General features: G+C 68.9%; 25 protein-coding genes and 2 pseudogenes. 13 read left to right on the top strand and 14 right to left on the bottom strand.

Translation table 11 applies throughout. The features are described from left to right. Positions 1–68: 68 nt before the first annotated feature. A complete protein-coding gene (locus tag ACIQCZ_RS11465; RefSeq protein WP_402281547.1) occupies positions 69–830 on the bottom strand; it encodes a maleylpyruvate isomerase family mycothiol-dependent enzyme in 762 nt (253 codons plus the stop codon). A 64-nt stretch (positions 831–894) separates the two neighbouring features. Between ACIQCZ_RS11465 and ACIQCZ_RS11460 the strand changes: the two genes are divergently transcribed. After that, positions 895–1,827: a MerR family transcriptional regulator gene (locus ACIQCZ_RS11460; protein WP_402281545.1), complete on the top strand. Its 933-nt coding sequence runs from the start codon at positions 895–897 to the stop codon at positions 1,825–1,827. A 440-nt stretch (positions 1,828–2,267) separates the two neighbouring features. Here ACIQCZ_RS11460 and ACIQCZ_RS11455 read toward each other — a convergent pair whose 3' ends face one another. Beyond that, the gene (locus tag ACIQCZ_RS11455) at positions 2,268–3,287 is read right to left on the bottom strand and encodes a carbon-nitrogen hydrolase family protein (RefSeq protein ID WP_402281544.1); all 1,020 of its coding nucleotides are present in this window, start codon (positions 3,285–3,287) and stop codon (positions 2,268–2,270) included. A 748-nt stretch (positions 3,288–4,035) separates the two neighbouring features. Here ACIQCZ_RS11455 and ACIQCZ_RS11450 point away from each other — a divergent pair. After that, positions 4,036–4,650 (top strand): MFS transporter, encoded by a 615-nt coding sequence (locus tag ACIQCZ_RS11450; RefSeq protein WP_402281542.1) that lies wholly within the window; start codon positions 4,036–4,038, stop codon positions 4,648–4,650. 188 nt (positions 4,651–4,838) lie between these two features. On the opposite strand, the gene ACIQCZ_RS11445 is transcribed toward ACIQCZ_RS11450, so the two are convergent. Further along, complete coding sequence (locus ACIQCZ_RS11445; RefSeq protein WP_402281540.1) at positions 4,839–5,012, bottom strand: CsbD family protein; 174 nt, start codon at positions 5,010–5,012, stop codon at positions 4,839–4,841. A gap of 297 nt (positions 5,013–5,309) precedes the next feature. Next, entirely contained in the window at positions 5,310–5,477 is a 168-nt protein-coding gene (locus ACIQCZ_RS11440; RefSeq protein WP_402281538.1) for a hypothetical protein, read from the bottom strand. Positions 5,478–5,885: 408 nt separating this feature from the next. On the opposite strand from ACIQCZ_RS11440, the gene ACIQCZ_RS11435 reads away from it, so the two are divergent. Then, positions 5,886–6,536: an HAD family hydrolase gene (locus ACIQCZ_RS11435; protein WP_402281536.1), complete on the top strand. Its 651-nt coding sequence runs from the start codon at positions 5,886–5,888 to the stop codon at positions 6,534–6,536. A gap of 153 nt (positions 6,537–6,689) precedes the next feature. On the opposite strand, the gene ACIQCZ_RS11430 is transcribed toward ACIQCZ_RS11435, so the two are convergent. From ACIQCZ_RS11430 to ACIQCZ_RS11420, 3 genes are all read right to left on the bottom strand, one after another. Further along, positions 6,690–6,950: a hypothetical protein gene (locus ACIQCZ_RS11430; RefSeq protein ID WP_402281534.1), complete on the bottom strand. Its 261-nt coding sequence runs from the start codon at positions 6,948–6,950 to the stop codon at positions 6,690–6,692. Between the two features lie 148 nt (positions 6,951–7,098). Continuing rightward, positions 7,099–8,352 (bottom strand): M20 family metallopeptidase, encoded by a 1,254-nt coding sequence (locus ACIQCZ_RS11425; protein ID WP_402281533.1) that lies wholly within the window; start codon positions 8,350–8,352, stop codon positions 7,099–7,101. Continuing rightward, positions 8,352–8,954 carry a trimeric intracellular cation channel family protein gene (locus ACIQCZ_RS11420; RefSeq protein WP_402281531.1) on the bottom strand — a complete coding sequence of 201 codons (603 nt, stop codon included), beginning with the start codon at positions 8,952–8,954 and terminating at the stop codon, positions 8,352–8,354. Before ACIQCZ_RS11420 ends, ACIQCZ_RS11425 begins: the two co-directional genes overlap by 1 nt. A gap of 325 nt (positions 8,955–9,279) precedes the next feature. Between ACIQCZ_RS11420 and ACIQCZ_RS11415 the strand changes: the two genes are divergently transcribed. Then, positions 9,280–9,483: an antitoxin gene (locus ACIQCZ_RS11415; RefSeq protein ID WP_402281529.1), complete on the top strand. Its 204-nt coding sequence runs from the start codon at positions 9,280–9,282 to the stop codon at positions 9,481–9,483. 170 nt (positions 9,484–9,653) lie between these two features. Next, positions 9,654–10,801, top strand: a pseudogene (locus tag ACIQCZ_RS11410) (IS630 family transposase). 153 nt (positions 10,802–10,954) lie between these two features. Here the strand turns inward: ACIQCZ_RS11410 and ACIQCZ_RS11405 are convergent. Beyond that, positions 10,955–11,332 carry a nuclear transport factor 2 family protein gene (locus tag ACIQCZ_RS11405; RefSeq protein WP_402281528.1) on the bottom strand — a complete coding sequence of 126 codons (378 nt, stop codon included), beginning with the start codon at positions 11,330–11,332 and terminating at the stop codon, positions 10,955–10,957. A gap of 335 nt (positions 11,333–11,667) precedes the next feature. Between ACIQCZ_RS11405 and ACIQCZ_RS11400 the strand changes: the two genes are divergently transcribed. From ACIQCZ_RS11400 to ACIQCZ_RS11375, 6 genes and pseudogenes are all read left to right on the top strand, one after another. Then, entirely contained in the window at positions 11,668–12,237 is a 570-nt protein-coding gene (locus ACIQCZ_RS11400; RefSeq protein ID WP_402281526.1) for a GNAT family N-acetyltransferase, read from the top strand. A gap of 21 nt (positions 12,238–12,258) precedes the next feature. Then, a pseudogene (locus ACIQCZ_RS11395) lies at positions 12,259–12,785 on the top strand (transposase); the annotation flags it as partial. A gap of 465 nt (positions 12,786–13,250) precedes the next feature. Next, positions 13,251–13,760 (top strand): LysR family transcriptional regulator substrate-binding protein, encoded by a 510-nt coding sequence (locus ACIQCZ_RS11390; protein WP_402281524.1) that lies wholly within the window; start codon positions 13,251–13,253, stop codon positions 13,758–13,760. Positions 13,761–13,765: 5 nt separating this feature from the next. Further along, complete coding sequence (locus ACIQCZ_RS11385) at positions 13,766–14,284, top strand: hypothetical protein (protein ID WP_402281522.1); 519 nt, start codon at positions 13,766–13,768, stop codon at positions 14,282–14,284. Further along, positions 14,184–14,825: a hypothetical protein gene (locus ACIQCZ_RS11380; RefSeq protein ID WP_402281521.1), complete on the top strand. Its 642-nt coding sequence runs from the start codon at positions 14,184–14,186 to the stop codon at positions 14,823–14,825. Before ACIQCZ_RS11385 ends, ACIQCZ_RS11380 begins: the two co-directional genes overlap by 101 nt. 166 nt (positions 14,826–14,991) lie before the next feature. After that, complete coding sequence (locus ACIQCZ_RS11375; protein WP_402281519.1) at positions 14,992–15,699, top strand: SDR family NAD(P)-dependent oxidoreductase; 708 nt, start codon at positions 14,992–14,994, stop codon at positions 15,697–15,699. Between the two features lie 40 nt (positions 15,700–15,739). Here ACIQCZ_RS11375 and ACIQCZ_RS11370 read toward each other — a convergent pair whose 3' ends face one another. Both ACIQCZ_RS11370 and ACIQCZ_RS11365 read right to left on the bottom strand, forming a co-directional pair. Next, a complete protein-coding gene (locus tag ACIQCZ_RS11370) occupies positions 15,740–16,114 on the bottom strand; it encodes a hypothetical protein (RefSeq protein ID WP_402281517.1) in 375 nt (124 codons plus the stop codon). Between the two features lie 46 nt (positions 16,115–16,160). Continuing rightward, positions 16,161–17,039, bottom strand: coding sequence for an SDR family NAD(P)-dependent oxidoreductase (locus tag ACIQCZ_RS11365; RefSeq protein ID WP_402281515.1), 879 nt, complete (start codon positions 17,037–17,039; stop codon positions 16,161–16,163). A gap of 136 nt (positions 17,040–17,175) precedes the next feature. Here ACIQCZ_RS11365 and ACIQCZ_RS11360 point away from each other — a divergent pair, with 136 nt between their 5' ends. Next, a complete protein-coding gene (locus ACIQCZ_RS11360) occupies positions 17,176–17,886 on the top strand; it encodes a TetR family transcriptional regulator (protein WP_402281514.1) in 711 nt (236 codons plus the stop codon). Positions 17,887–18,395: 509 nt separating this feature from the next. Here the strand turns inward: ACIQCZ_RS11360 and ACIQCZ_RS11355 are convergent. From ACIQCZ_RS11355 to ACIQCZ_RS11345, 3 genes are all read right to left on the bottom strand, one after another. Beyond that, positions 18,396–19,163: an SDR family NAD(P)-dependent oxidoreductase gene (locus ACIQCZ_RS11355; protein ID WP_402281512.1), complete on the bottom strand. Its 768-nt coding sequence runs from the start codon at positions 19,161–19,163 to the stop codon at positions 18,396–18,398. 840 nt (positions 19,164–20,003) lie between these two features. Then, positions 20,004–20,951, bottom strand: coding sequence for an NAD(P)-dependent oxidoreductase (locus tag ACIQCZ_RS11350; protein ID WP_402281511.1), 948 nt, complete (start codon positions 20,949–20,951; stop codon positions 20,004–20,006). Between the two features lie 45 nt (positions 20,952–20,996). Next, positions 20,997–21,764 carry an SDR family NAD(P)-dependent oxidoreductase gene (locus ACIQCZ_RS11345; protein ID WP_402281510.1) on the bottom strand — a complete coding sequence of 256 codons (768 nt, stop codon included), beginning with the start codon at positions 21,762–21,764 and terminating at the stop codon, positions 20,997–20,999. A gap of 873 nt (positions 21,765–22,637) precedes the next feature. Between ACIQCZ_RS11345 and ACIQCZ_RS11340 the strand changes: the two genes are divergently transcribed. Continuing rightward, positions 22,638–23,678, top strand: a complete 1,041-nt coding sequence (locus ACIQCZ_RS11340) for a helix-turn-helix domain-containing protein (RefSeq protein ID WP_402281509.1) — start codon at positions 22,638–22,640, stop codon at positions 23,676–23,678. Here ACIQCZ_RS11340 and ACIQCZ_RS11335 read toward each other — a convergent pair. Next, positions 23,618–24,295 carry a S26 family signal peptidase gene (locus tag ACIQCZ_RS11335; RefSeq protein ID WP_402281507.1) on the bottom strand — a complete coding sequence of 226 codons (678 nt, stop codon included), beginning with the start codon at positions 24,293–24,295 and terminating at the stop codon, positions 23,618–23,620. The genes ACIQCZ_RS11340 and ACIQCZ_RS11335 overlap by 61 nt on opposite strands. Positions 24,296–24,301: the final 6 nt, after the last annotated feature.

Genomic DNA, 24,301 nt, shown 5'->3' with positions numbered 1-24,301 from the left:
CGGCGGTCGGCGGTCGGCGGTCGGCCTGATCCAAACGAACCCCTGGTCCGAACGAAAGAACCAAGAACCTAGAGCTCCGTGTGAGCCAGCCAGTGGTCCAGCAGCGCGCGGTCGCCCGTCACCGTCACCCGGTCGTCCTCCGGAGGGACGCGGTGCGAGAACACCAGCATGAGGTCCGCGACCGCCCCCGACACCACCACGTCGGCTTCGGCCGATCCGCGCTCCCACCGCAGCACCTCAGGCGTCCTGGTGATCACCCAGCCCTCCGTGGACGTCGGCCTGAACCCGATCCGCTCGCCCCTGCCGCGCAGTCCGGCAACGGTCGGCCTGGCCGTCTCGAAGCCCGGCGTGGCCAGCAGGTCCAGGTTCTCGCTGATCGCATCGGCCGCGAGGTCGTCGGCGATCTCGAACGCGGCGCCCGTCGCAAGCGCCGCGTCATAATGGTGGACGCAGGTGTCGCTCAGAACCCTGCGCAGCCAGAAGGCGTTCGGCCGCGGTCCGAAGAACGTGTGCATCTCGGCGTCCGCACCGGTCTCCTGGATCGCGCGTATCAGCTCCTCCGCGCCCTCACGCAGCCACCCGGCCCACCCGTCCGGGGCGCCGGGATCGGCCTGTCGCGGGTCGGGCACGGGCAACTGCTGGCCATTGCATATGAGTTCGGCCGCCCACCGGTGCTCCTGGCCGACGTGCCCGACGAGGGTACGCAGCGGCCATTCCGGGCAGGTGGGCACCCGAGTGTCCGGGGCTCTTCCGGCGACCGCGCGGGCAAACCCTGCGGTCTGCTCCCTCAGGCCCTCCACGCACCGTGCGGTGTCCAGCGTCGACGTCATCACGAAAGCTCCTCTCACGGGGTGATGCGGGTACGGTAGAAACTCCAGTCCAGTGGAGATTCAAGTGCCTTTGCTCGATGAGACGTTCGGGATCGGCGACCTGGCGCGGCTGACCGGCGTACCGGTGCGGACCATTCGCTTCTACTGCGACGAAGGCATCGTCGACTCGGTGCGCAGCACGGGCGGGCACCGCAGGTTCGACCGGGCGGCCGTGGAGCGGCTCGGCCTGGTCAGACGGCTGCGGGGGCTGGGGCTCGGGTTGCCCTCCATCAGGTACGTGCTCGTCGGCGAACGCTCGGTGGCCGAGGTCGTCGCGGCCGAGCGGGCCGCGCTCGACGTGCAACTCGCGGACCTGGCCTGGCGGCGGGCCTCGCTGCGTGCGGTCGAGGAGGCCGGACCGGCCGACCGGGCCGCCAGGCTGGAGCTGGTGGCCGCTGTGGAGAGCGGGGGTGCCGCCCGTAACGCACTGATCGACTTCTGGAGACGCACGATGGTCGCCCCGGTGTCCGACGCGATGCTCACCGCGTTCGTGACCATGGCCGTGCCCGATCCGCCCACGGACCCGACCCCGCAGCAAGTGGTGGCATTCGCCGAGCTGTTCGCCCTGGCCGGTGATCGGACACTGACACGCGGCCTGTTGGCCATGGCGCGGGCCAACGCCGAACTCGTCGCCGACGAGGCCGAGCTGATGAACGGGATCAGCGAGGCGTGCACGCTGGCCCAGCCCATGGTGCAGGCGGGCGAGCCTCCCCGCGTCGGCCCCGAACTCGACCGATTCGTCGCGGCACACGTCTCGGTGCGCGGCGGCAGGGACACTCCGCAGTTCAGAGGTCGGCTGCTGGACCACGTGGCCGCCGACCGCGACCCACGGATGCGACGCTACTGGCGGCTCGTGGCCGAGGCCGGAAGCGACCCGGCCACACTCGGTACGTCCCACCTGTGGCTGACCGACTCCCTGGAACACTCCGTGAGAACGGGCGGTGCTGCTGAGGCGTGACCAGCAGTCCGGGGCGGTCCGCGGTGATGTCGGGGGCCGGAGAACGTGCAGTCGCTGCCGCCCGGTTGCTCAACAACGGAAGGACTCCGGGAGGGTTCCGTGGGCATGTCGGGCCTGCCGCAGGCTGTGACATGTGACGGCGTGCGGGCGGACACCGCCGAAGACGAACTGCGCTGAAGCAACACCCTGACGAACCTTCTCGCCGATGGACCTCCGCGACCGGAGTCCGCCGCGCGGAGGTCGCAACTCCCCCGGCGCGGCTGTCCGCTGCGCAGGAACAGGGGTCCGTCCTCCCGGGGCACGGACCCCTGCTTCATGTGGCAGTGTGCCGACCGGTCAGGCAGAAGAGGCCGAACTCCGCGCCGGGCCCGTGGTGCCGACCGCTGATGTACTCAACTGCCGGGCGGAGCACCCCTGAAGACCGATGTCCGCACTCGGGCTCAGGCCGTTTCGGCCGCCGGGGCTGCGGTGCTGTCGCTCGGGGCGGCAGGCCATTCGCGGTGCCCTTCGTCGTGCCAGAGCGGGCGTCGGTCGACCCGTAGGCCGAGGATCTCCGGTCGCGCGTAGTGGCCGCGGGAGTCGACCCAGACCTTGACGGCGTTGATGTCGGCAAGGTCGATCTCGGCGGTGACGAGCTTCTCCTCAAGGCCGGTGTGCGGGCCGGCGAGATACTGATTGAAGGGGTGGATCACGGCCGACCAGCCGCCGCCCGCGGTGATGTGCTTCTGCGGTCCGATGGTCTGCTCCATCCACTGCAGGCACATCTCGTCCACCGGATTTCCGGCGGAGATGACGAACGCCTGGGCCGTGAGAGCGTGCGTCTTCATCATGGCGTCGATCTGTACGTCGGCGACGGCCTCGAAGCCGGTCATGGTGGACAGACCGGGCCATGCTGCGGCGTGGATCTGCTGGCCCTGGGTGATCAGTGACTGGCGGGCCAGATTCATGGTGTGTTCCCAGCACGCCAGACCGCCGATCCGGCCCAGTGTGCTGTCGAAGACTCTGAGAGTGGCACCGCCGCCCTGAGCCCACACGATCCGTTCGGCGTAGGTGGGCTGGAGCTTGCGGTGAACTCCGAGAAGGGCACCGTCGGGTTCGATGAAGACCTGACTGTTGAAGCACGTACGGGTACCCGCGAGCCGTTCGCTGACGCCGAGGACGATGCCGACCCCGGCACGGCCACAGGCGGCTTGGACTCGGGCGATCTGCGGACCGGGCACCTCGACGGACGCCTCGGCGTAGGCGGCGTTGGCACCCTGCTGGTCCAGCGGGGCGTAGGCCTCGATCCAGTACGGGTATCCGGGCACGAAGGTCTCGGGAAACACCAGCAGGTCGATACCTTCCCGGCCGGCCTGTTCGATGAAGCCGATGACCTTGCCGACGGTCGCCTCGGTGTCCATGAACACCGGGGCTGCGTGCACCGCCGCGACAGTTCGCTTCGTGGAAGCGGGAGATGGCATGTCGGAGTCCTCCTCGGAAGTGGAGCGCACCGGCAGGAACAGGCCGTCGAGCAGTGTCCGAAGGTGCACAGTCCGGATGCGGATGAATCGGTGGGGCGGTCACGAAACAGCCTGCCATCGTTCGTGGCAACGTGTGCCATTGCTGGCCAGTTCAAGCAAGGCATGTCAAGAACTGCCGACTTCGGCGTCGATGTGCCGAACCGCAGACCGACAAAGATGGCTTGCGCCGTGGGAGATGCACGATGCGTGTGCGCCAACCACGCCACGAGATCGTCCCTGCCATGCGCCCGGGACTGCGTCGGGGCGCCCCATGCCCTCTTGTGCGTGACATCGCCGTTGTCCGGCTCGCCCGGGTGTAGTGGCCGCCGGCGGACTCGGGAGCGGAACCGATGAGCAGGGCAACGGAGTTGACGGCGTCGGCAATGGAGCGTCGTAACGCTCGCCTGTATCTCATCGGGCTCGGGCTTTCGGTGATCGGCGATACCGCGCTCAGCCTGGTGGCCGGGATGTGGGTCAAGCCGCTCACGGGGAGCAGCGCGCTTGCCGGGTCGGCACAAACGTGCATCTACATCCCGTCGCTGTTCGGGCCGCTGGCGGGACTGGTCGCGGATCCTGTCCCGCGACAGCGCTTCCTCATCATCGTGAACCTGTGCAGTTCGATCGCGGTCGCGTGCCTGCTGTTCGTTCACGGCCGGGATCAGGTGTGGGTGGTCTTCGCCGCGATGACCCCATACAGCACCTCCCTGGCGTGGTGCTTGTCGATCCCGCCGAGACCGCCCTGTTCGCCCATACGTTCCGGCCGCGGACCCGCCGGCGGATCAACGGCTGGCGCCTGGGAATACAGGAATCAGGGCGCCTGGTCTCGCCGTTGGTCGGGGCAGGCTTGTTCAGCTTGCTCGGCGGTGGGGCCGTTGCCGCACTCGACGCCGCCACCTTCGTGGCGGCGGCCGCTGCAACGGCATTGCTCAAGTCGCCACCCGAACAACCCCGGCCGTCGCGGGCTCGATGGCGCACCGAGATCCTCGCCGGCGTCGCCCATATTCGCGCCACTCCGCCACTCGCGCGGATCCTCGTCGTCGCCGCACTGGTCATGGCGGTGTCGGGTGTGGGCGTAGCGGCCCAGTACAGCCTGGTCGCCGGGCTGCATCAGCCGCCCAGCCACCTCCGTGTACTCACAGCACTCCTCGGCGCCGCGTCCGTGCTGGCCAGCCTGGTCAGCCCCCGCGTGATCGCGCGGGTCGGCTTGGACACCCTCACGCTCCTGGGTCTGGTTGCTTTCGCCGGTGGTTCGATCCTGCGAACCCTTCCCTGGATGCCCCCGGTATGGTTCGGTTCCTTCTTGCTCGGGTTCGCGCTTCCGTAGGTCTTCCTCGCCGCCCTCAACGGCGCCGCGGCGTTGCAATCACCCGGGACCGCCGACCGTCGGCGAACCCCTGTCGAGCGACAAAACCTGACGCCTGGGGCCGACCACTCGGCCGGCCCCAGGCGGCGCCCCGGCGGGCATGCGACGCGGACGCGGCCGCCCCGGGTACGCAGCCCAGAACGCAGGTCCTACCGTCCGGACTTCTTCAGCTGCTCAGCCGCCTTTGCCGCGGTCTCCTGGGCCTTACCCGTCATTTGCTGACCGCGACCACCTGCCTGCATGCCCTTGTCGTCCATGGCACCGCCGACGGTTTCCTTCATCTTGCCCTTGGCCTGCTTGGCCTTCGCCTTTGCCTTACCCATGACGATTCCGTCCTTCACTGTGGGGGGACTGACGCATCCACCTTGCGTCGATCACTCCAAGGCCGCAATCGGTGACGCTTCGCACTCACGAGTAACCGGAAGGAACGGCGGTGGGAACGGCACTCTTGCGTCGGTCGGGGCGGGCCGGGGAGCGTACGGGGTCCGGGCCCCGGCGTCCGGGGCGGGGCCGCGCCCAACTGGGGCTCGGGTTCGCCGGGAATCGACCCGGACGGCGGCTGCGGGTGCGCCTGCCGCCGGGCGCGTCCAGGGGGCGTCAGCGGTGGGAAGAGTTCCCGGTCACACGGCATTGTCGGCCGCGCAGTGGGCCTTTCTGAACAGCGCCGCGGTGTGCGCCAAGGCCCGCTCGACAGCTGCCGGGTTACCGGCATCGCCGGTGAGGAACCGGCCACCGGCGTCCTCGATCTGCAGGTCGACCTCGTCAAGCATGTCGGCGCGCTGGCCCACGAGAGTGACGGCAGCGCCGTCGCAGCGACCATGCCGCTCCCTGCACCGGTCACGAGTGCGGTCCTGCCCGCGAACTGGTTCATCGAGCGTTCTCAGCGTTGTCTTTCCGGTGTGAGGACGACCGCGACGATCGAGGTCATTCGATTGGGCCTGCTGCGTGACCTGCGGAAGGATCTCCAGGATTCCAGCCGTCCCGCCCCACGTTCGACGAGCGCCCAGGCCTGGGCCGGTCATCGGTCGACCATGCGCCCACTGCCCGAGCGACGTTGACGACGAGACGGATTTCGGGGTCGACGACGACATGGTGGTGGGAGTAGGGGTCGTTCTTCGACCACAGCCCCCCGAGCAAGCCACCACGACTTCACCCACCATCACGAACCAACTCGTGTGCTCCCGTAGCATGCAGGTGTGATCAAGCCCGTAGAGCTCGTGATATTTGACTGTGACGGCGTTCTGGTGGACAGCGAGCGCATCGCGGTACGCGTCGACGCGATGAGCCTGGCGTCGCTCGGCTGGCCGCTCAGCGAGGCCGAAATCGTCGAACGCTTTGTAGGCCGCTCACACGCCGACATGATCACCGACGTCGAGAAGCACCTCGGCTACAAGCTTCCGGACGGGTGGGAGGCGGAGCAGCGCCGCCTGTACCACAAGGCCATGGAGGCCGAACTTACCGCTGTTGACGGCGTGGTGGAGGCCCTCGACCAGATCCAGCTGCCCGCCTGTGTGGCCTCCAGCAGCAGTCACGACGGCCTTCGCCACACCCTGGGCCTGACCGGGCTGTACTCGCGCTTCGAGGGACGCATCTACAGCGCGGCGGAAGTGGTCGACGGCAAGCCCGCACCCGACCTCTTCCTCCATGCGGCACGGCAGATGGGATTCGCCCCCGAGGTCTGCGCTGTTGTCGAGGACAGCCGCTACGGTGTACAGGCCGCCCGCGCCGCCGGCATGCGCGCATTCGGCTACTGCGGTGGGCTCACGCCCGCAGAATGGCTGCACGGACCGGGCACGGTGGTCTTTGACGACATGCGTGCGCTACCAGCTCTCCTTGCCGAGGCGTGATCCTCGGCTGTTGTTCATAGGACACCACTGTTCGTTCCTGTCCGGATCCGGTTGATCCGGCGAGTGCGTGCTGCGGTCAGGTCGTGGCACCGGTCCGGCAGGACCGGAAGCGCAAAGCAAGCTTTGCGGCAAGGAGCCGGCCCGTATGCTCGCTCATTTCTGACCGAGCTTGATGCGTTCGGTCAGGTCGCCGATCGCGCTGCCGAGTTTCTGCACGGGGTCGGCGAGGGTGGACAGGGCAGACTTGATATCTACTGTGGCGGCCGTGTGGTTGTCCATGCCGGCTACGTGGTCCAGCCGTGCCCACACGGCGGCCTCGGCCACCAGCGCGTTGCGCTGAGGGCTGGCGACCGGGTGATGGGATGCCTGGGTAAGCAGTTCGCGGGCCTTCTGGCCGGGGTCGCTGTCGGTCATGGACCGTATCTTGCCAGCGGCCTGCCGCTCCGGGTGGATTCGGTGGGCGGACACCATTCGCGTCCTGCTCTTTGCTGTTCAGCCTGGTCAGGATGGTGTTCGCACAGGACCGCCTCCGTCATGGTTCGCTGGAGATGCCGGGCCTGTGTCAGCTGTCGAACCAGGCGAGCGCGGCCACCGTCATGGCGCTGACGCCGGTGTCCAGGGTGGGCTGGATGACGGGGGCGAAGTTCGGGCTGTGGTTGACCGGCACGTCCTGGGCGATGGTTCCCTTCTTGGCGGCCTCGGCGTACAGGTCGGCGTCGATGCCTCCGATGCCCCAGTAGGTGAGCGGCGCGCCGAACGCCAGGGAGAGCTCGCTCATGTCCTCGCTGGCGGTCTGCAGGTCGATGGTGTGTGCGTCGTCGCCGAAGTGGGCGGCGAACGCCTCGGCGACGCGCCGGGTGGCTTCCTCGTCGTTGACGGTGGGCGGGAAGGCGGCCGTCTTCTCGATCTCCGGTGCCTTCGGCGCCCCGGACGCCTCGCACTCGATCCGGACGATGCGTTCGATCGCCTTCAGGACCTGGTTGCGCGTGGCGTCGTCGTAGGTACGGACGTTGAGCTGGATGACGGCGCTGTCGGGGATGACGTTGGGGCCGCTGCCCGCGTGGATGCTGCCCACGGTGACGACGGCGGGGGTGGTGGCGGCGAGTTCCCGGGAGACGATGGTCTGCAGGCGCACGACGATCATGGCGGCCATCACCACGGGGTCGACCGCGGCCTGGGGCATGGAGCCGTGCGCCCCTCGACCGTGGACGGTGATGCGCAGGCTGTCCGCGGCCGACAGGAAGGATCCCGGGCGGGTGCCGACGTAGCCGGCCGGATAGGGCAGGACGTGCTGGGCGAGCACCACGTCGGGCCGGGGGGCCCTTGCTGTGAGCCCGTCGTCGATCATGGCCTGGGCGCCGTCGCCGTTCTCCTCCGAGGGCTGGAAGAGCGCCACGAAGGTACCGCGCCAGGCGTCCTCGGCCTGAGCCAGCAGCCGTGCGCAGCCGATCAGAGCGGTCACGTGCACATCGTGCCCGCAGGCGTGCATGACCGGCTGCTCGGTGCCGTCCGGACCGATCAGGGTCGCGGTGGAGGCGTAGGGCAGACCGGTCTGCTCGCGTATCGGGAGGGCGTCCATGTCCGCGCGGGCCATGACGGTAGGCCCGTCGCCGTTGGCCAGCACACCGATCACGCCGGTGCCGCCGATGCCGTCCGTGACCTCATAGCCGAAGTCCCGCAGGGCGTCGGACACCTTCTTCGCCGTGCGGTGCTCCCGCAGGCCGAGTTCGGGGTGCCTGTGCAGATCCTGGTAGAGGCTCTCGAGATCTGAGCGGATTTCGGCGAGGCCGGACAGCACGGCATGGGTACGGTCCATCACGATGGCTCCTTGCGCGGGTGGGGCTGCTCTTCCTCCCCGTTCCGGGTGGCGGGATCGGCGCGGCGCCCCGGCGTCGCGGCCGTCTTGGAACGGGGCTGCCGGTCCAGGCTGTTGGTCAGGTTCCAGCCGAACCGTATGGCGGTGAGCCGGAAGGCCAGGGCCAGGGCGATGCCCAGGCCGACGCCGACCCCCGGCACGCCGAGGTACACGCAGATCACCGTGACTCCGGCGACCGCGACGGCGACGGCGACGGCGACGGCGACGGCGGCGTACAGACCGTTGCCGCCGAAGACAGCCGGCACCCGGCCGAGGACGACGTCGCGCAGGGCGCCGCCGCCGACTGCGGTCACGGTACCCAGCAGGACGGCCGGCAGCCAGCCCAGGCCGACTGCCAGCGTCTTGTTCACACGGGTGATCGCCCAGAACCCGATGACCGCGGCGTCGAGGGCGGTGAACAGCCGGCCCCAGAACTCCTCACTGATCCTGATGAGAACAACCACCACGACGCCGGCGACGGCGGTCGGCAGGTAGGCGTAGTCGGTCAGTGCGACAGGGGTGCCGTGCTGCAGCAGCACGTCCCTGATCACGCCTCCGCCCAAGCCGGAGATGATGCCCATCACCAGGAACCCGACAGGTCCAGGCCCGCCGTACGGGCGACGGCACCACCCAGCAGCGCGCACGACAGGACACCGGCAAGCGGCATCATGGACGAGCCGGCCGTGAGCGTCTTCGTGGAGGGTCGCGCCCTCCTTCCTTCCGCGGCAAGTTCGCCGGTTCCTGGCCCGTGGGTGCGGCGCAGGCAGCGCCGCGCACCGTGCCTCCTGCTTCGCACCGGGCATGCCCCCAAACCTGTCTCGTCCACCGCAAGCTCCGTGGGAACATGTCCCTGACCAGGCAATCCAACCCGAGGAGACAGACCCACACATGTTCGACGCCCTGAAGAACCTCAAGGACAAGGCCGAGGATCTCGCCGAAGCTCACGGCGACAAGATCTCCGAAGGGCTCGAGAAGGTCGGCGACTTCATCGACGACAAGACCGACGGCAGGCACAGCGACAAGATCGACACTGCTGTCGACAAGGCACAGGACTTCGTCGAGAAGCTGGGTGAGAAGGAGAAGGAGGACTGAGCCGCCCCGCCGCCCGGCAACCGGAGTCTCGACCACATCGCTGACGACTGATCACGATCAGCGCAGTCCCGGGTGAGATGCTCCGGCGAGTGGCCACAGGTGGGTCCCGATCCACCAGGATGCCAGGCCGACGAGAGCACAGGCATCGCGCAGGACACTGCTGGACGGGGATGGAGCGCGATCCACTGGCGCACTCGTTGCGCCTGGGTGTCGCGCCTGTCCGTGTGCGCAGACTGACCGACCAGGAGGGGCAGCGGCTGCAGCGGATCGTGCGTCGGGGCAGCACCAACTCGCTGCGCTATCGGAGCGCGATGATGCTGCTGGCCTCGGCCGGCGGGAACCGGGTGCCGCTGATCGCCCAGCTGGTGGCGGCCGACGAGGACACCGTGCGCGATGTGATCCACCGGTTCAACGAGATCGGCCTGGCCTGCCTGGACCCTCGGTGGGCGGGAGGCCGTCCCCGCCTGCTCAGCGATGAAGACGAGGACTTCGTCGCCCAGACGGCCACCACCCGCCCCACCAAGCTCGGCCAGCCTTTCACTCGCTGGTCGCTACGCAAACTCGTCGCGTACCTGCGCACAGTCCACGGCCGAGTGATCCGTATCGGCCGTGAGGCGTTACGCGGCCCGCTCGCCCGCCGTGGAGCCACCTTCCAGCGCACCCAGACCTGGAAGGAATCCACCGACCCTGACCGCGAGGCGAAGCTGGACCGGATCGAGCACGTCCTGGACCGTTTCACCGACCGGGTCTTCGCGTTCGACGAGTTCGGCCCGCTCGGGACCCGGCCCACCGCAGGCTCGGGCTGGGCCGAACGGAAACACTCCGACCGGGTGCCGACCACCTACCACCGCACCCATGGAGTCCGGTACTTCCACGGCTGCTACTCGGTCGGCGACGACATGGTGTGGGGCGTCAACCGCCGCAAGAAAGGTACCGCGAACACGCTGGCCGCGCTCAAGTCGATCCGCGCCGCCCGGCCCGACGGCGCCCCCAGCTGCATGATCCTGGACAACCTGTCCGCCCACAAAGGACCGACATCCGCCGCTGGGCTACAAAGCACAAGGTCGAGCTGTGCTTCACACCGACCTACGCCTCTTGGGCCAACCCCATCGAGGCCCACTTCGGACCGCTGAGGCAGTTCACCATCGCCAACTCCAACCACACCGTGCAGACACGAGCCCTGCACGCCTATCTACGCCGGCGCAACGCCAACGCCCGCCACCGCGACGTCCTGGCCGCCGAACGCAAGGAACGCGCCCGCATCCGAAGCGAGAAGGGCATCCGTTGGGGCGGACGCCCCCTCAACACCGCAGCCTGACCAACCGCGAACTTACACAGCCACAGCGCATCATCGGTCCACTCGTGGCCAAGCGCGGACGACCGAAGCGTTGTGAAGACGATCTCGGCCAGGCAGACCCGGAGCCCCGAACGGGGCCGGTTCAGGAGAAGAACGGCGCCAGAGGAGAATGACTCAGGAGGCGGACGACTCGATCTCCCCCGCGAAGACGATGACCTGGTCGATGAGGCTCCGCCGCAGATGGACGACGTCCGTTCCCGCCAGGCGGGGGCCTCCCTCCGGCGTCGTGAAGACCCACTGGTACCGGGCCCACTCGTCCGGCATGTCCACCGCCGAACAGCGCACCATCGTGCCAGTCCCCGCGGGGTGGCGCCGGATGTCCAGCACGAACCGCTCGACCGCCTCGATCCCCTCACTGCGGCCCAACGGTCCCCAGAAGACCACGTCCGAGGTTAGGGCCTGGGAGAGCAGCACAGTCACACAGCTGTCGTCCGAGGCGTTGAACGCGGAGATGAACGTGTCGATCGCGGACCGCGCGGTCTCTTCCTGCATGCATCAGTAATACCACTCGCCTCGCGAACCGCGCTCGTACCGTGAGCCGTCTCCCGACCACGGTGAACCATCCCGGTCACAGCACTGGCCATGACGCCGACCGGATATCAGCCTTCTTTACCGAAGGTGCCGAGTGGCGGGCGCCTGTCGGCAACGTCACCGCCGTCGCGCTCGATGTCCCTAGGAGCGTGAGTCAGTAAACAACTCCTGGAATGCCACGCCTCATGGTGGAGTGGGGCTGTCGGGCGCTGCTGTTGAAAAGGCGTGGCTGGCCGTCAGTCGTGATGCGACAATCAGTCCGCATCTTGATCCAAATCCGCGTTCCGGAGGTCCGCATGGACATCGCCTCGCTGCAGCCGATGACCACGCCCCGGTTATCGCTGCGTCTGTTCACTCCCGGCGACGTCGACGACCTGTACGCCTACCAGAGCCTGCCGAGCGTGGCGCGCTACTTGTACCGGCCGGCGCACACGCGGGAGCGCAGCGAGCAGGTTGCGGCCGAGCGCGCGGCGCACTCGGTTTGGTGCGCCGACGGGGACAAGCTGGCGCTTGCTGTGTGCCGACGCGACGAGCCCGGCGTCCTTGGCGAGGTGACGCTCACCCTGGCCAATGCCCGCGCCGCCCAGGCCGAGATCGGCTGGACTCTCGACCCACGTCACCAGGGGCACGGCTATGCGACCGAGGCGGCCGTGGCGCTGGCCGGGTTTGCCTTCGACAAGCTGGGCGTGCACCGGCTCTACGCACGGCTGGATGTGGAGAACACCGGGTCTGTGCGGGTCTGTGAGCGCCTCGGGATGCGTCGAGAGGCGCACCTGGTCGAGAACGACCTCGACGGGGATCGCTGGGGCAGCGAGTACATCTACGCGGCGCTGGCCGCGGACATGGGCGGTCAATCAGGCAGTTGAGCCCGACGCCGCCTCCTGTTCGTGATCTTCCATCCGCACCAGATCATCACCGCCGCCGATGTGACGGCGAACTCTCGGACGCGCTGAACAACACCATGATGCTCGACCAGTCCGCCGCGAACACCGGTATCCATCCCAAGCAGGCGCTGGTCGACACAAGGTACTGCTCCGAGGCGAACCTAGTGCTGTGGCCGCGGCCGACCGCAAGGAAGAGCACGGCACCGTCACGTTCATGGCCACCGGTCGTCTGACCCACGACGAGCAGGTCAGCGCCGCACCGCGCGGACGCATCCCACAGGACGCCACGGCCCGTGAGCGCATGGCCCGCAAGCTGCGGACCAAACCCGGCCGCGCCGCCTGCAGCCGCCACAAGGCCATCGCCGAAACCGTATTCGGCCAGATTATGACCTGCCAGGATGGCCGTGAACTGCTGCTGCGCGGTGAGAAACGGGGCCCGTGGCGAATGGCGACTGCTGGCGGCCTGCCACAACCTCCGCGAGATCTTCCGGCACGCCGGAACCGCCGGGCTGGCCGCCGCCCGAGCCTGACGGCCCGGCCGGAGCCCCCTGAACAACGGCCCACCGAGCCCGCCACTGCGGCACCAGGCCCGAACAAACGGCCGCGACCGGCCATCAGCCGATCCACAACCGCTCGTCGGCCGGGCCATTACCGACGCACACTCCTGGCCGCATGGTCGGCAACATGGGGATCGCGCAATTCATTGCCGAAGAACTTCGCCCGGCTCTTCGTGGAGGACGTCAACGTCGCTTTCGGTGGCGTATGTGCGGGCGGCGACTGCGTGGTCGTCGAGGAGACGATGAGCGCGACCCTGGTGGAAATTCCTACGTCAACGACTACTGCTTCATCTTCGAGTTGAAGGGCGGGCTGATCCATCGGGTGCGTGATTACATGGACACCGCGCACGGGCACCGAATGGTATTCAGCGTGGCATGCCGCTGGTTCCGTACTTCGCGGGTGACTGAATCGGCTGGTTCAGGCCTGCGAGTGGCTCCGTGCATGAGGAGATCGGACAGCAGCTGCAGCCCGAAGTCCTCTCGCGGTCGCTCGACCTGGCGCTGATCGGGATCGCCGGGCGGACCGAACCCGGGCTCGACGTCACCGTCTTCGTCAACGAGCCGATCGCCGCCATCATCCCAGAGGGGCACCGGCTGGACAGGCACTCGCTGCAACTCTCCGATCTCCGGATGGAGAAGGTCCTCTGCCTGCCAAGAGGCACCGGAACCCGGGAAGCGTACGAACGCTCCTGCGCCCAGGCCGACCTCGTACCGCAACTCGACATCGACGCCGGCTCGCCCAACACCCTCCTCCGCCTCACCACACGCGGCACCGGTGTCGCCGTCCTGAGCCCGTCCTCCGCAGCCGACGACGGCCCGCGCGTCGTACCCGTCAAGGACGCCGCGACACACGCCTGCCTCGGCCTCGCCGCCCACCCCGGCCGGCACTCGCCCGCCGTCCGCCTCTTCCGCGCCAGGCTCCGAACGGCACCGCAGGGCAACCGCTGAACGTCATGTGCGACAGCGGCCGTTCTGCCACGATCTGGATCGTCCCGGATCAGGTCGCCTGCCGCGACGGCTCCCTCACCTACCGGCAGGGCATCACCACCGGCGCGCCCGACGCCGTGCAGGTCAGCGACCGCTTCCACCTCTGGCAGGGCCTCTCCCGCAGCGTCCAGGACATCGCCTCCACCCACCGCGGCTGCCTGGCCGCAGCATTGCCACCGGACACGGAGACCGATCCCGCACCGGTCGAGGAGACCGCCGGAATCACCGCGGCAGACACCCGGGCAGGGCGCCTCGCCCGCAGGCTGTTCGAGGCCGTGCATGATCTGACCCACACCGGCCGGAGCCACAGCTCCGTGGCCCGGGAACTCGGCCTGGACCGCCGCACCGTGCGCAAGTACGCCCAGGCACGCACCTGGCAGGGTGATGCGCCGCCCGTCCCGCAAGCCCTCCACCCTGGACTCCTACCTCAATTACCTGCAACAACGCTGGGACGAGGGACAGTACCGCGCGAAGAGCCTGCATGAGGAACTCCAGGCCAAGGGCTACCTCGGCCACTACCAGCGCGTGAAAATGGCCGTCGCACCCCTCCGACGGGGCCTGCCGCTGGACGAGCCACGCGAGCGACCGCCCTCCCCACGCGAAGCCGCCCGCTGGATCACCACCCGCCCGGGCCGGCGCGACCCCCACATCAACGAACGTCTGCCCCGACTCCTTGACCACTGCCCCGAACTCAGGCACACCCACGAGCTGGTCCGCCGATCCGCCACCATGCTCGACAACCGCGATGCCACACCCATGCCAGACTGGCTGAACGACCTCGCGAACAGCGCACTGGCCCCTCTCGCCGACCTCGCCAGAGCCCTGCGCGAAGACCGCCATGCGGTCGCCCAAGGCATCACCACCCCTTACAACTCCGGAGTCAACGAAGGCCGCATCACCGACGTCAAGCTGCAAAAACGCCTGATGGCTGGCCGCGCCGGCGTCCCACTTCTCCGTCACCGCGTTGTCCTGATCGCCCATTTCCGCCGCCGCTCTGCGGACCGGCCGACCATGTCACCGGGATGATCTCCGGCTACGAAAATCTTGCCAGAGCCGCTTTTCTCTGTACGCCGACACCATGAGGACTACGTCCAAGGCCGCGGCCCGCCTGCGACTCGGGCCGGATCTCTGCACGCAGAGCGACAACCTAGTGTGCTGATCGGGTCCAGATCGTCCGCACCGAGGAGAGAACATGAGCACCGCCGCGCCGGTATCGCTGGTCACGGGCGCCAACCGGGGAATCGGCCGGGAGACCGCGCGTCAGCTCGCCGCGCTCGGCCACACCGTCCTGCTGTGCGCCCGCCGTCCGCGGGACGCCGAACAGGCCGTCGCCGACCTGGCCCCCCAAGTGCCCGGCGCGCTGCTGCCGCACCGACTGGACGTGACCGACGCCGACGGTGTCCGTGCCCTCGCCCGCAGCGTGGAGGCGGAGTTCGGGCGCCTCGACGTCCTCGTCAACAACGCCGCCATCAACTACGACACCGGCCGGCACGCCGCCTTCGCCGACCTCGACGAGGTCCGCCGTACCCTGGAGACCAACCTCTTCGGCGCCTGGCGGACCGCGCAGGCGTTCTTGCCGCTGCTGCGCCGCTCCGCCCACCCGCGCCTGGTGAACGTCTCCAGCGAGTCCGGGTCGCTGGAACTCATGTCCGGCGGAACCCCCGCCTACGGGGTCTCGAAGGCGGCCGTCAACGTCCTCACCCGCAAGCTCGCTGATGAACTGCGCGCCGAGCGGATCCTGGTCAACGCCGTCTGTCCGGGCTGGATCGCCACCGACATGGGCGGCCCGGGCGGAGGACCCGTCGGGCAGGGCGCCGCCGGTGTCGTCTGGGCTGCCACTCTGCCCGACTCGGGCCCCACCGGCGGCTTCTTCCGGGACGGCGAACCACTGGCCTGGTAGGCGGCTCCTCCCCGGCTGCCGCTCACTGTGCTGGACCGGCTCAGCCAGCAGAACCCCACGCTCGCAGACACCACCGTTTTCGGTGTCTGCCCGATGCTGTCATGACCTCGGCCAGGCGTCTGTCCCGTGCCCGCTGCTGTCCTTTGGCGTTGCCGGTGGAGAGCACCACGATCCGGCGGACTTCCACTTTCGGGTCACGCTTGCGGGGTCCGGACAGGACGTGGGTGTCCTCCAGCACGCGGTAGGTCTCGCGCCGATCAAGCAGGGTGTTCTCGTCCCGGTCGGGGATGCAGTCCACGACGGTGGCCGCGTCCAGGTCGAGAGCCGCGTAGACCGCGTCGTCGATGGCGGAGGCCGGGGCCGCGGCGATGAACGCCCCACCGTCGGCAAGCAGCCACGCCGCCGCAGCGCGCATGCCACGGCCGGCACCGGTCACGAGTACGGCCTTGCCCGCGAACTGTTCATCGCAGTCCCCCGGCCTCCTGCGCGAGGGCGACCGGGTAGTCCTGATCGAAGTCGGCCGACCGGCTCACCGGCTCCCATGTGGCCGCCTCTTCCAACTGGCCGCGCGAGTAGCTCTGCGCCATCTGGACGGCACCGGCCCCGAGGATGAGATGGGAGGGCAGGCTCGGGTGCTTGACGAGTCGGACCAGGATCTCACCGGCCCGCTCGGGGTCGCCCAGGACGGACATGCTGCCGAACCTGCGTACCATCTCGCCGACCGTCGATTCGTACTCCGGTGGGACGTCAGGGATCCGCATCGAGGCTCCGGCCCAGTCCGTGGCGAACCCGCCAGGCTCCACGACCAGGCACTTGATGCCGAACGGCGCGGTCTCGGCCGCGAACACCCGGGTGAAGCCGTCCACGGCGAACTTGGCCGCCTGATAGGACCCGAGCCCCGGCGTACCGCCGACGCGACCGCCGATGGAGGAGAACTGCACCATCGTGCCGCCTCCCTGCGCCCGCAGGACCGGCAGCGCCGCCGTCGAGACGTTGTAGACGCCCCAGAAATTGGTTTCGAACTGACGACGGAAGTCGTCCTCGGGCGTGGTCTCGATCGCCGAGGCGTTGGCGTATCCGGCATTGTTGACCACCACGTCGACCGTGCCGAACCGGTCGACCGCCGCCTGCAGAGCGGCGACGGCGGCCGACCGGTCGGTGACGTCGAGCGCAACGACGAGAACGCGGTCTCCGTACCGCTGCACGAGATCGTCCAGCTGTTCCGGCTTGCGTGCTGTGGCGACGACGTTGTCGCCGCCTTCGAGAGCGGCGATCGCGAGGTTGCGACCGAAGCCGCGGGACGTTCCGGTGATGAACCAGGTGTGGGTGTGTGCACTCATACCTCTAGCGCAACACAGTTGCGCTATTACCGCAACCCCGTTGCGGTAACGCACTGCCGCATCGCCCCCGCAACCCGCTTTCACTATTACCGAAACGCGGTTTCGTTATACTGGGGAGGTGACCAAGGCTGACTTCATGCGCGCCCGCAGCCCCGAGGCCAAGCGCGCCCGCGAAGAGGCGATCCTCGCGGCGGCGGAACGCCTCGCGACCATGGACGGGGTCCGGGAGGTGACCGTGACCGCCATCGCCGACGAGGTCGGCATGCACAAGTCAGCGGTGCTGCGCTATTTCGAGACGCGCGAGGACATCTTCCTGCGCCTGGCGGCGAACGCCTGGAAGGACTGGTCAGCCGAGGTGCGCAGCAGCCTCGAGGCCGGCACGCCCCGCCCCGCCGCCGAAGGACGGGAGTGGGGTCGGACCGCCCACTCGATCGCCGACACGCTGACCCAGTCGCTGGTGGCCCGCCCCCTGTTCTGCGACCTGCTGGCGCACACCCCGCTGAATCTGGAACGCAACGTCTCCACCGACACGGTCAGGGCGTTCAAGCGAGTCGCCGTCGCGGAGGTCGCGGACATCAGCGCCACACTTTGCGCGGTCGCGCCGCTGGACCTCGAACAGGCACACGGCGTGGTGGTGACCGCCACGTCGATGGCCGGAGCCCTGTGGCAAATGGCCGCACCCGGCACCCAGTTGCGCGCCTTCTACGAGACCGATCCCGAACTGTCCCATTCCATCGTCGACGTCGAACCCAGGCTGGCCGGCATCCTCACCGCTCTGCTCACCGGCTACGCTGCCGGCTTGCCCCGACCGGACCGCAATCGGGGAGTACCGGATGCTGCAGCGTGACCCGCACGTCGACCGCCGAGCAGCCTGCCGGGCCCGCGGTCCGCAGGCGATGTCCCACATGCTGCGGTCCCTGCGCTCCGGCGCCGAACAGTTCCAGTGGCTGAGCAGTTCCAGTGCAGGAGTTGGTCGTCCTGCGACATCGACCCTTCAGAGCGGAACGTGAATCGGTACGCGGCCGCGGCGCTCAGAGTGGCGGCGGTCGCGCGGACGCCGGGCGGATGTTCTTGCTCAACGAGTACGGCGACACCGAGGAGAACCCGAACCCGGTCGCGATCAGGATGTCGACTGCGCCGTCCGGCCGGAGCAAGGCCGCACCCGCCGGGTCTCCCGCCCGATCCTCGACGCGCTCGCCGGCGTGCCCCAACTCACGACGGCCGAGAGCGACTTCTTGCTCCCCGTCGCCGACGTGCCGCCTGCCGCTGCCACACGGCAGCGCCCCGGCCTGAAGACGCGGGGTATCCGCGGTGATGCTCCGGTCCGAACGGTGACTCGGCCGGCGATCTCGCGGTTCACGAACTCGGGAACAGGGGCCCGCCCGCCATGAGGCCGCCGTCGGCAAGGAGGATGTGCCCGGTGACGTAGCTCGCCTTGTCCGAACCCAGGAACTGGACGACCTCGGCGATCTCCTCCGGGGTACCCGCCCGGTGCATGGGCAGCACCGCATCGACCGCCGCGCGAGCCGTGTCGTCGCCGGTGAACCGCTCGTACATGGCGGTACGGGTGTAGCCGGGCGCGACCGCGTTGACCCGGATACCGTGAGCGGCGCCTTCGAGTGCAGCCGCCTTGGTGATGCCGACGACGGCGTGCTTGCTCCCGACGTACAAGGCTGCCCCGGGATATCCCATCAGGCCGAAGTTGGAACTGACGTTGACGATGCTGCCGCCGCCCTGTTCCCTCATGACTCGGAACTCATGCTTCAGGCACAACAGCGTTCCCTTGACGTTGGTGTCGAAGGTGGCCTGGTAGGCCTCGTCGGTCACCTCGGTGACAGGGCTGGGTGTTCCCTCGGTGCCTGCGTTGTTGAAGGCGACATCGATCCGACCGAACCGCATGACCGCACGGTCGACGAGGTCCTTCACCTCGGCGTCGAAGCGGACATCGGCACGCACGAACTCGGCCGGGGCGCCGAGGTCGGCCAGTTCCCCGGCAAGCTGCCCACCCGCGTCCTCGTGACGGCCGGAGACCACAAGGTTTGCGCCTTGTCGGGCGTAAGCGAAGGCGGTGGCGCGGCCGATACCGGTGAGCGCGCCCGTGATGAGGACGACGGGATCAGGCACGTCGAGAGTCCTTCCTTCAACCCCCGGGCGAACGACGGGCAAGCGGTTGGGAACCCGCACGACACCGGGTTCCTCTTCGGACCGGGGCGTATCCCATCCCCCGGTACGCCCGCAAGGAAGGTGTCCCAGCCCGACAGCAACCTCATCGGACCCGACCGCCGCATCCGTCGAACGGCGGCACTCGACGACCCGTACGGCCCACGGACGCCTACCGGGACGGACGATTCGCAGGCGGTCGCGCGGACGGGAGGCGAACCATGGTTTCGGACGGACGCCGCCATGGGTCGCAGGCCGGGGACGGTGCGCATGCTGCAGCCCACTTGCGGGCCGATCCTCCCTCTCTCGCTCCTCGACGCCACCCGATCAACTGACGTCTTGCGGAGCGCCGGTCCCAGTGGGTGGAGTCCGGCACGAACGCGTGCGAGTGGTCCGGGTCTCGCGCGGCGGGGCGAGCACAGGAAGGGCCGCACCAGCGAGATCGGCAGCGGGAGGGCGCGAGCCGGTGTGAGACGCGCACCTCGCGTTCCGACGTCGCGCCCCGGCCCGGCCGCGCGATCCGCACGATCGCTCCTTCAGACGAGGTTCAGCGCGTCCAGGAAGAAGCTCGCCGCCTGGCGATTGCCGGTCACGGTCACATGGTCGCGCCAAGGCCCCCTGGTCGTGGACCAGGCTCGGCCGTGGTGTGCAGGGGATACGTTCCCAAGTCGAGGTACGGCGCCTGCGCCTCTCGTCGGCCGCCTCGGTCGAGTGGGCCCGCCGGCTGCCGGGCGCGGGCGGTGGCGTCGCGCCGCAACCGTCGGCCGGGACCGACGGGCCGCGCCCGTGGTGTCGGAGGGCACGTCATGCCCGCGGTGACAGGCCGTCGTCCACGGGCACGTTCTGGGGGTTGAGTGTGATGCCGGAGTTCCTGGCCTGTTCGAGGATCAGGGCAGCGAAGTCCTCCTCGACGTGCCCTGCCCCGATGGCGCCGGCGACGAGCTGAGCGGTGGTGGCGGCGAGCGGCATCGGGACCCCCAGCTCCCGGGACGCGGACAGTCCCAGGTCGAGGTCCTTGCTCAGCAGCGGCATCGTGAACGTCGGTGTGAAGTCCAGGTTGACCAGCGCGGGCGACTTGTAGCGGGTGTAGACCGAGCCCATCACGGAGTCGTTGAGGAATTGCAGGAAGGCGGCACGGCTGACACCGCCCTTCTCCGCGAGGACCGTGATCTCGGCGAGCGACTGGGTGACGACACCCAGAAAGACGTTGTGCGCGATCTTGACGAGACGGGCGACCTCGTCCTTGCCGACGTACGTCACCCCGCGTCCGAGGAGTGCCAGCAACGGCTCGACCTGGTCGAACACCTCGCGCGAGCCGGAGGCCGCGACCGTCAGCTTTCCCGCGGCGATCACCTTCGGGTTCCCACTCACCGGGGCGGCCAGGAAGTCGGTCCCGCGCTTGGCGGATTCGCTCCGGATCAGCGCGGACACCCGAGTGGACACCGTCGAGCTGTCGATCAGCACCCCTGGCGCGGCATCCGGCGCGGTCAGCACGCCGTCGGGGCCCGTGGTGACCGCCTCCAGGTCGGGCGAGGCGGAGACCATGGTGAAGACGACATCCCGGTCCGCCAGATCGGCCGGCCGGTCGACGATCGTCGCTCCCTGCTCCGCCAGCGGTTCGGCCTTGGTGCGGGTCCTGTTGTAGACGGCTACGTCGTGCCCCGCGTCCAGCAGCCGGGCGGCGAGTTGAAACCCCATACGGCCGGTACCGATCCAGCCGAGGCGCGGACGGTCCTGGGCGACATACGTCATTCCTCTACCTCAATCCTGGGAACGAGTGATGCGGCGCTTGTCGGGTCAGAACCAGCCGCCGTCGGCCTGGATGGTCCGACCGGTGATGAACGAGGCATCGTCCGACACCAAGAATGAGACGACCGCGGCGATTTCGGATGGCTGGGCCATGCGCCCGAGCGAACTGGCCGTGCGAATGAGGGTGTGGAATTCTGTGTCGACGTCGGGATGGACGTAGTGCGAAGCCGCGTGGGCGGACATGTCGGTGACGGTTCCCCCGGGCGCGACGACGTTGATGGTGATGCCGCGCCGGCCGAGTTCGGGGCTGAGGTTGAGCGCGATGCATTCGACGGCGGCCTTGCTCGACGCATAGAGGGCATGGTAGAAGACCGCCTTGTGGGCACTCTGCGATGACGTCAGTACGACCCGCCCCCCTTCGCCCATGTGGCGCACTGCGTGCTGCACGGCGAAGAACTGGGCTCGTGTGTTGATCGCGAAGACACGGTCGAAGTCGGCGGGCGTAACGTCGTCCAGCTTGCCGAAGTGCTCAATTCCGGCGTTGCTGACGAGAATGTCGAGCCCACCAAGGGCTTCGGCGGCCTGATCGGCCAGTCGGCGGATCTCGTCCGGATCGCTGACGTCCGCCTTGATCGCGACCGCGCGGCGGCCGTCGGCGGCGATCTCGGCGGCGAGCGCCTCTGCCGCGTCGCCGCCGCTCCGGTAGTTGATGGCCACGTCGGCTCCGTCAGCGGCGAGCCTGCGGACCACAGCCGCACCGATTCCTCGTGCGCCCCCAGTGACCAGGGCCTTCCTGCCTGTCAGCTTTCCGCTCATCGGTCTTCTCCAGTCCACGGGCATCCGGTGGTCATGCCGAATGCGGGCATCGCGAGGACGGAACACCGCCGCGTCAACACCCGCAGGCTCCGAAGCAGGCGCTCTGCAAAGGCGGACCTCCCGCCCGCATGGGCCTCGGAAGCCATACTCATGTACCGGCGGACGGGCCGCAGAACGGCGAGACCACATGCCACCGCCCATGGCCGTCTCCGCAGGAACCCGCCGGGCCTGACGACAGCCGCCGAAGTTCAACGCTGCGTAGTCAGTACCAAGTCAGTACGGGATGGGTGATCAGGGCTGCTGACATGCGGCTTCAGCGCAGTACCCAACCAGCACGGGAGTCAGTGCCAGGGCAGTGAAGCATGCCGAACGGCGTTGATCCGACAGGCACCTGCCGGCCCGCAACGCGGTCCTCGAAGAAGTCTCGCCGTGCCGTTCATGGTGGCCCCGGGCACACCCGGCCCACGAACTATGGTGTCCCACCACGTGCGCCTCTGACCTGCCCATTCCTGCGGTGTGGCGACACGAGACCATCCCCGTCGGCCGCCCGGGAGCGGTGCTCATGGCTGCCTCGGCATCCGCCCCGCCGACCACCCGCTCGCTCAAGCGCATCGTCGCCGCAGGTCTCATCAGGACCACCATCGAGTACCTCCCGCGCTCTCCGTCGCAGAGGCGCGGCCCGCAACACTCGACCTCCCCAACTCCCCGGACATCAAATGTCGATCGCACCGCAGATCGCCAAAATTGCACCTACCCCTGCCCGTTCGGCGATGGCAAGATCTCGCCCAGGCAGCTCCCACCACTCATCAGGCCGTGTCGGACGCATGACGACCACATGCGGCCATGCACGGGACGTCACTATCGGGGGAACGAGTGAGAGACGAACTGTTGGAGCCGGAGGGCTTCACCGAGGTGGCGGCATTCATGGCGGGTCTCCGTCGATTACGCGCGCTTTCGGGGCTGACGTTGCGGGAACTGGCCCACCGGGCCGAGAAGGAGGGTCGCGCCCTGCCCGCCAGTACACTCTCCACCGCCCTGAGCCGGGAGAAGCTGCCGAGGGCCGAACTCGTGGAAGCGCTCGTGCGCGCCTGCGGCTGCCCGCCGGACGTCGTCGCCGCCTGGTTGGCGGCGCGCAGCAGGCTCGCTCATCCCGTAAGTCCTGAAGTCACTTCGAGCGATGCGCCGGCGGCGACCCCTGACAGGGAAGACTCGGCTGATGCGGCGGCGGCAGCACGGCGCGGGCGCCCGGGTCTGCGTCGGCAGGCGGGGGCGTACATCGCTGTGGCGGTTGTCGCCGCCGCTGCCACCTTGGGGCTGGTCCTGCACGAGCAGACCGGTTCCGGGGCCGCCGACACCGATCAGGGACCGGTCGCCGTTCCGGGTGATGCCACCGCACCATCGGCCCGGTCCGGGTCCGTACCGGAGGGCAGGTACCGTATTCGCGCCGTGCATTCGGGCCTCTGCCTCGCCGAGCGCGTCGGTGAGGGGTCGGGCCAGGTCCACCAGGCACGATGCGCCGATGCCATACCGGACTACGCCCTCGAACGGCTTGCCGACGGTACGTATCAGATCCTCTCCAACCACCCCGAGTTCGGTCCGGGGTGCATGGGCGTGACGGACCGGCGTACCGCCGAGCTCGCCCAGGTCGCCGATGACGTGTGCGGACGAAGGGGTCCTGCCGAGCGCTTCGCGCTGGAGCCCGCGGACACCGCCAACGTCAGCCGGCCCGCCACGACCGGTCCCGGCACCTCACCGGATCGGGGCCCGTACAGGCTGCGCCCACGCCATTCCCAGAAGTGTCTGGGTTTCGCCTCGTCGGCGATGTCCGGTGAGCGGGAATGGCAGCCGCTGCTTCAGCTGTCGTGCGACCCGGCGACCGAAGAACAACTGTTCGTGTTCGATCCGGTGAAGTGACGACGCCGAAGGCGGCGCTGGCCGCGGCTGCGGTCCTGGCGGGAACGGTGGGCGGCCCGGCCGAGCGGCCGTACCACGACACCCAGCACCTCCTCGGCCGAGTAGTAGCCGAATCGGCGTGAGTCGAAGCTCTGTGCCCGATTGTCCCCGAGCAGCACGAGCCTTCCCGACGGCACAGTGGTCTCGGGTACGTCCGCCAGGGACGGAACGCTGTCACGCGGTATCGCGTCACCCGGCACGGCGGCGACCCGCTTGATGATCCACTCGAAGTACGCAGGTTCCTCGGGGCCCATCACAGCGCGCCCGAGCACCGCGAGTTCCCCGACCGCTCGGACGGGGCCGCGTCGGACGAGGAGGCGGTCCCCGCCGCGGAGCGTTGGCTGCATGCTCGCTCCCCGGACCGTCACGACCACCCATCGGCCGCGCAGCAGGGCACGGCCGGAGGCCGGCGTCAACCAGGAAACGGGTGCCAGGACGGACAGCCACACCAGTGGTGGCGCGGGCCGGTACAGCAGCGCCGTCAGCACGGCCGCGATCAGCAGGGTCAGCCCGACAAGCAGCGGGACGCGCATGGGGCGGGCGAAGTGTTCGCCCCAGCGGGAGGCGGGAACGGTCATGGTGGG

It is taken from the genome of Streptomyces sp. NPDC093149, assembly GCF_044754145.1.
Classification (GTDB): Bacteria; Actinomycetota; Actinomycetes; order Streptomycetales; family Streptomycetaceae; genus Streptomyces.
The sequence above is the reverse complement of the archived record's forward strand: the minus strand, read 5'-3'. Positions and strand labels throughout refer to the sequence as shown.

What these genes read in the sequence shown, in the direction of transcription:
- ACIQCZ_RS11465 (WP_402281547.1), bottom strand. Translation starts at nt 830, where the DNA reads ATGACGTCGACGCTGGACACCGCACGGTGCGTGGAGGGCCTGAGGGAG.
- ACIQCZ_RS11455 (WP_402281544.1), bottom strand. Translation starts at nt 3,287, where the DNA reads ATGCCATCTCCCGCTTCCACGAAGCGAACTGTCGCGGCGGTGCACGCA.
- ACIQCZ_RS11445 (WP_402281540.1), bottom strand. Translation starts at nt 5,012, where the DNA reads ATGGGTAAGGCAAAGGCGAAGGCCAAGCAGGCCAAGGGCAAGATGAAG.
- ACIQCZ_RS11430 (WP_402281534.1), bottom strand. Translation starts at nt 6,950, where the DNA reads ATGACCGACAGCGACCCCGGCCAGAAGGCCCGCGAACTGCTTACCCAG.
- ACIQCZ_RS11425 (WP_402281533.1), bottom strand. Translation starts at nt 8,352, where the DNA reads ATGGACCGTACCCATGCCGTGCTGTCCGGCCTCGCCGAAATCCGCTCA.
- ACIQCZ_RS11415 (WP_402281529.1), top strand. Translation starts at nt 9,280, where the DNA reads ATGTTCGACGCCCTGAAGAACCTCAAGGACAAGGCCGAGGATCTCGCC.
- ACIQCZ_RS11405 (WP_402281528.1), bottom strand. Translation starts at nt 11,332, where the DNA reads ATGCAGGAAGAGACCGCGCGGTCCGCGATCGACACGTTCATCTCCGCG.
- ACIQCZ_RS11400 (WP_402281526.1), top strand. Translation starts at nt 11,668, where the DNA reads ATGGACATCGCCTCGCTGCAGCCGATGACCACGCCCCGGTTATCGCTG.
- ACIQCZ_RS11385 (WP_402281522.1), top strand. Translation starts at nt 13,766, where the DNA reads ATGTGCGACAGCGGCCGTTCTGCCACGATCTGGATCGTCCCGGATCAG.
- ACIQCZ_RS11380 (WP_402281521.1), top strand. Translation starts at nt 14,184, where the DNA reads ATGCGCCGCCCGTCCCGCAAGCCCTCCACCCTGGACTCCTACCTCAAT.
- ACIQCZ_RS11375 (WP_402281519.1), top strand. Translation starts at nt 14,992, where the DNA reads ATGAGCACCGCCGCGCCGGTATCGCTGGTCACGGGCGCCAACCGGGGA.
- ACIQCZ_RS11370 (WP_402281517.1), bottom strand. Translation starts at nt 16,114, where the DNA reads ATGCGCGCTGCGGCGGCGTGGCTGCTTGCCGACGGTGGGGCGTTCATC.
- ACIQCZ_RS11365 (WP_402281515.1), bottom strand. Translation starts at nt 17,039, where the DNA reads ATGAGTGCACACACCCACACCTGGTTCATCACCGGAACGTCCCGCGGC.
- ACIQCZ_RS11360 (WP_402281514.1), top strand. Translation starts at nt 17,176, where the DNA reads ATGCGCGCCCGCAGCCCCGAGGCCAAGCGCGCCCGCGAAGAGGCGATC.
- ACIQCZ_RS11350 (WP_402281511.1), bottom strand. Translation starts at nt 20,951, where the DNA reads ATGACGTATGTCGCCCAGGACCGTCCGCGCCTCGGCTGGATCGGTACC.
- ACIQCZ_RS11345 (WP_402281510.1), bottom strand. Translation starts at nt 21,764, where the DNA reads ATGAGCGGAAAGCTGACAGGCAGGAAGGCCCTGGTCACTGGGGGCGCA.
- ACIQCZ_RS11335 (WP_402281507.1), bottom strand. Translation starts at nt 24,295, where the DNA reads ATGACCGTTCCCGCCTCCCGCTGGGGCGAACACTTCGCCCGCCCCATG.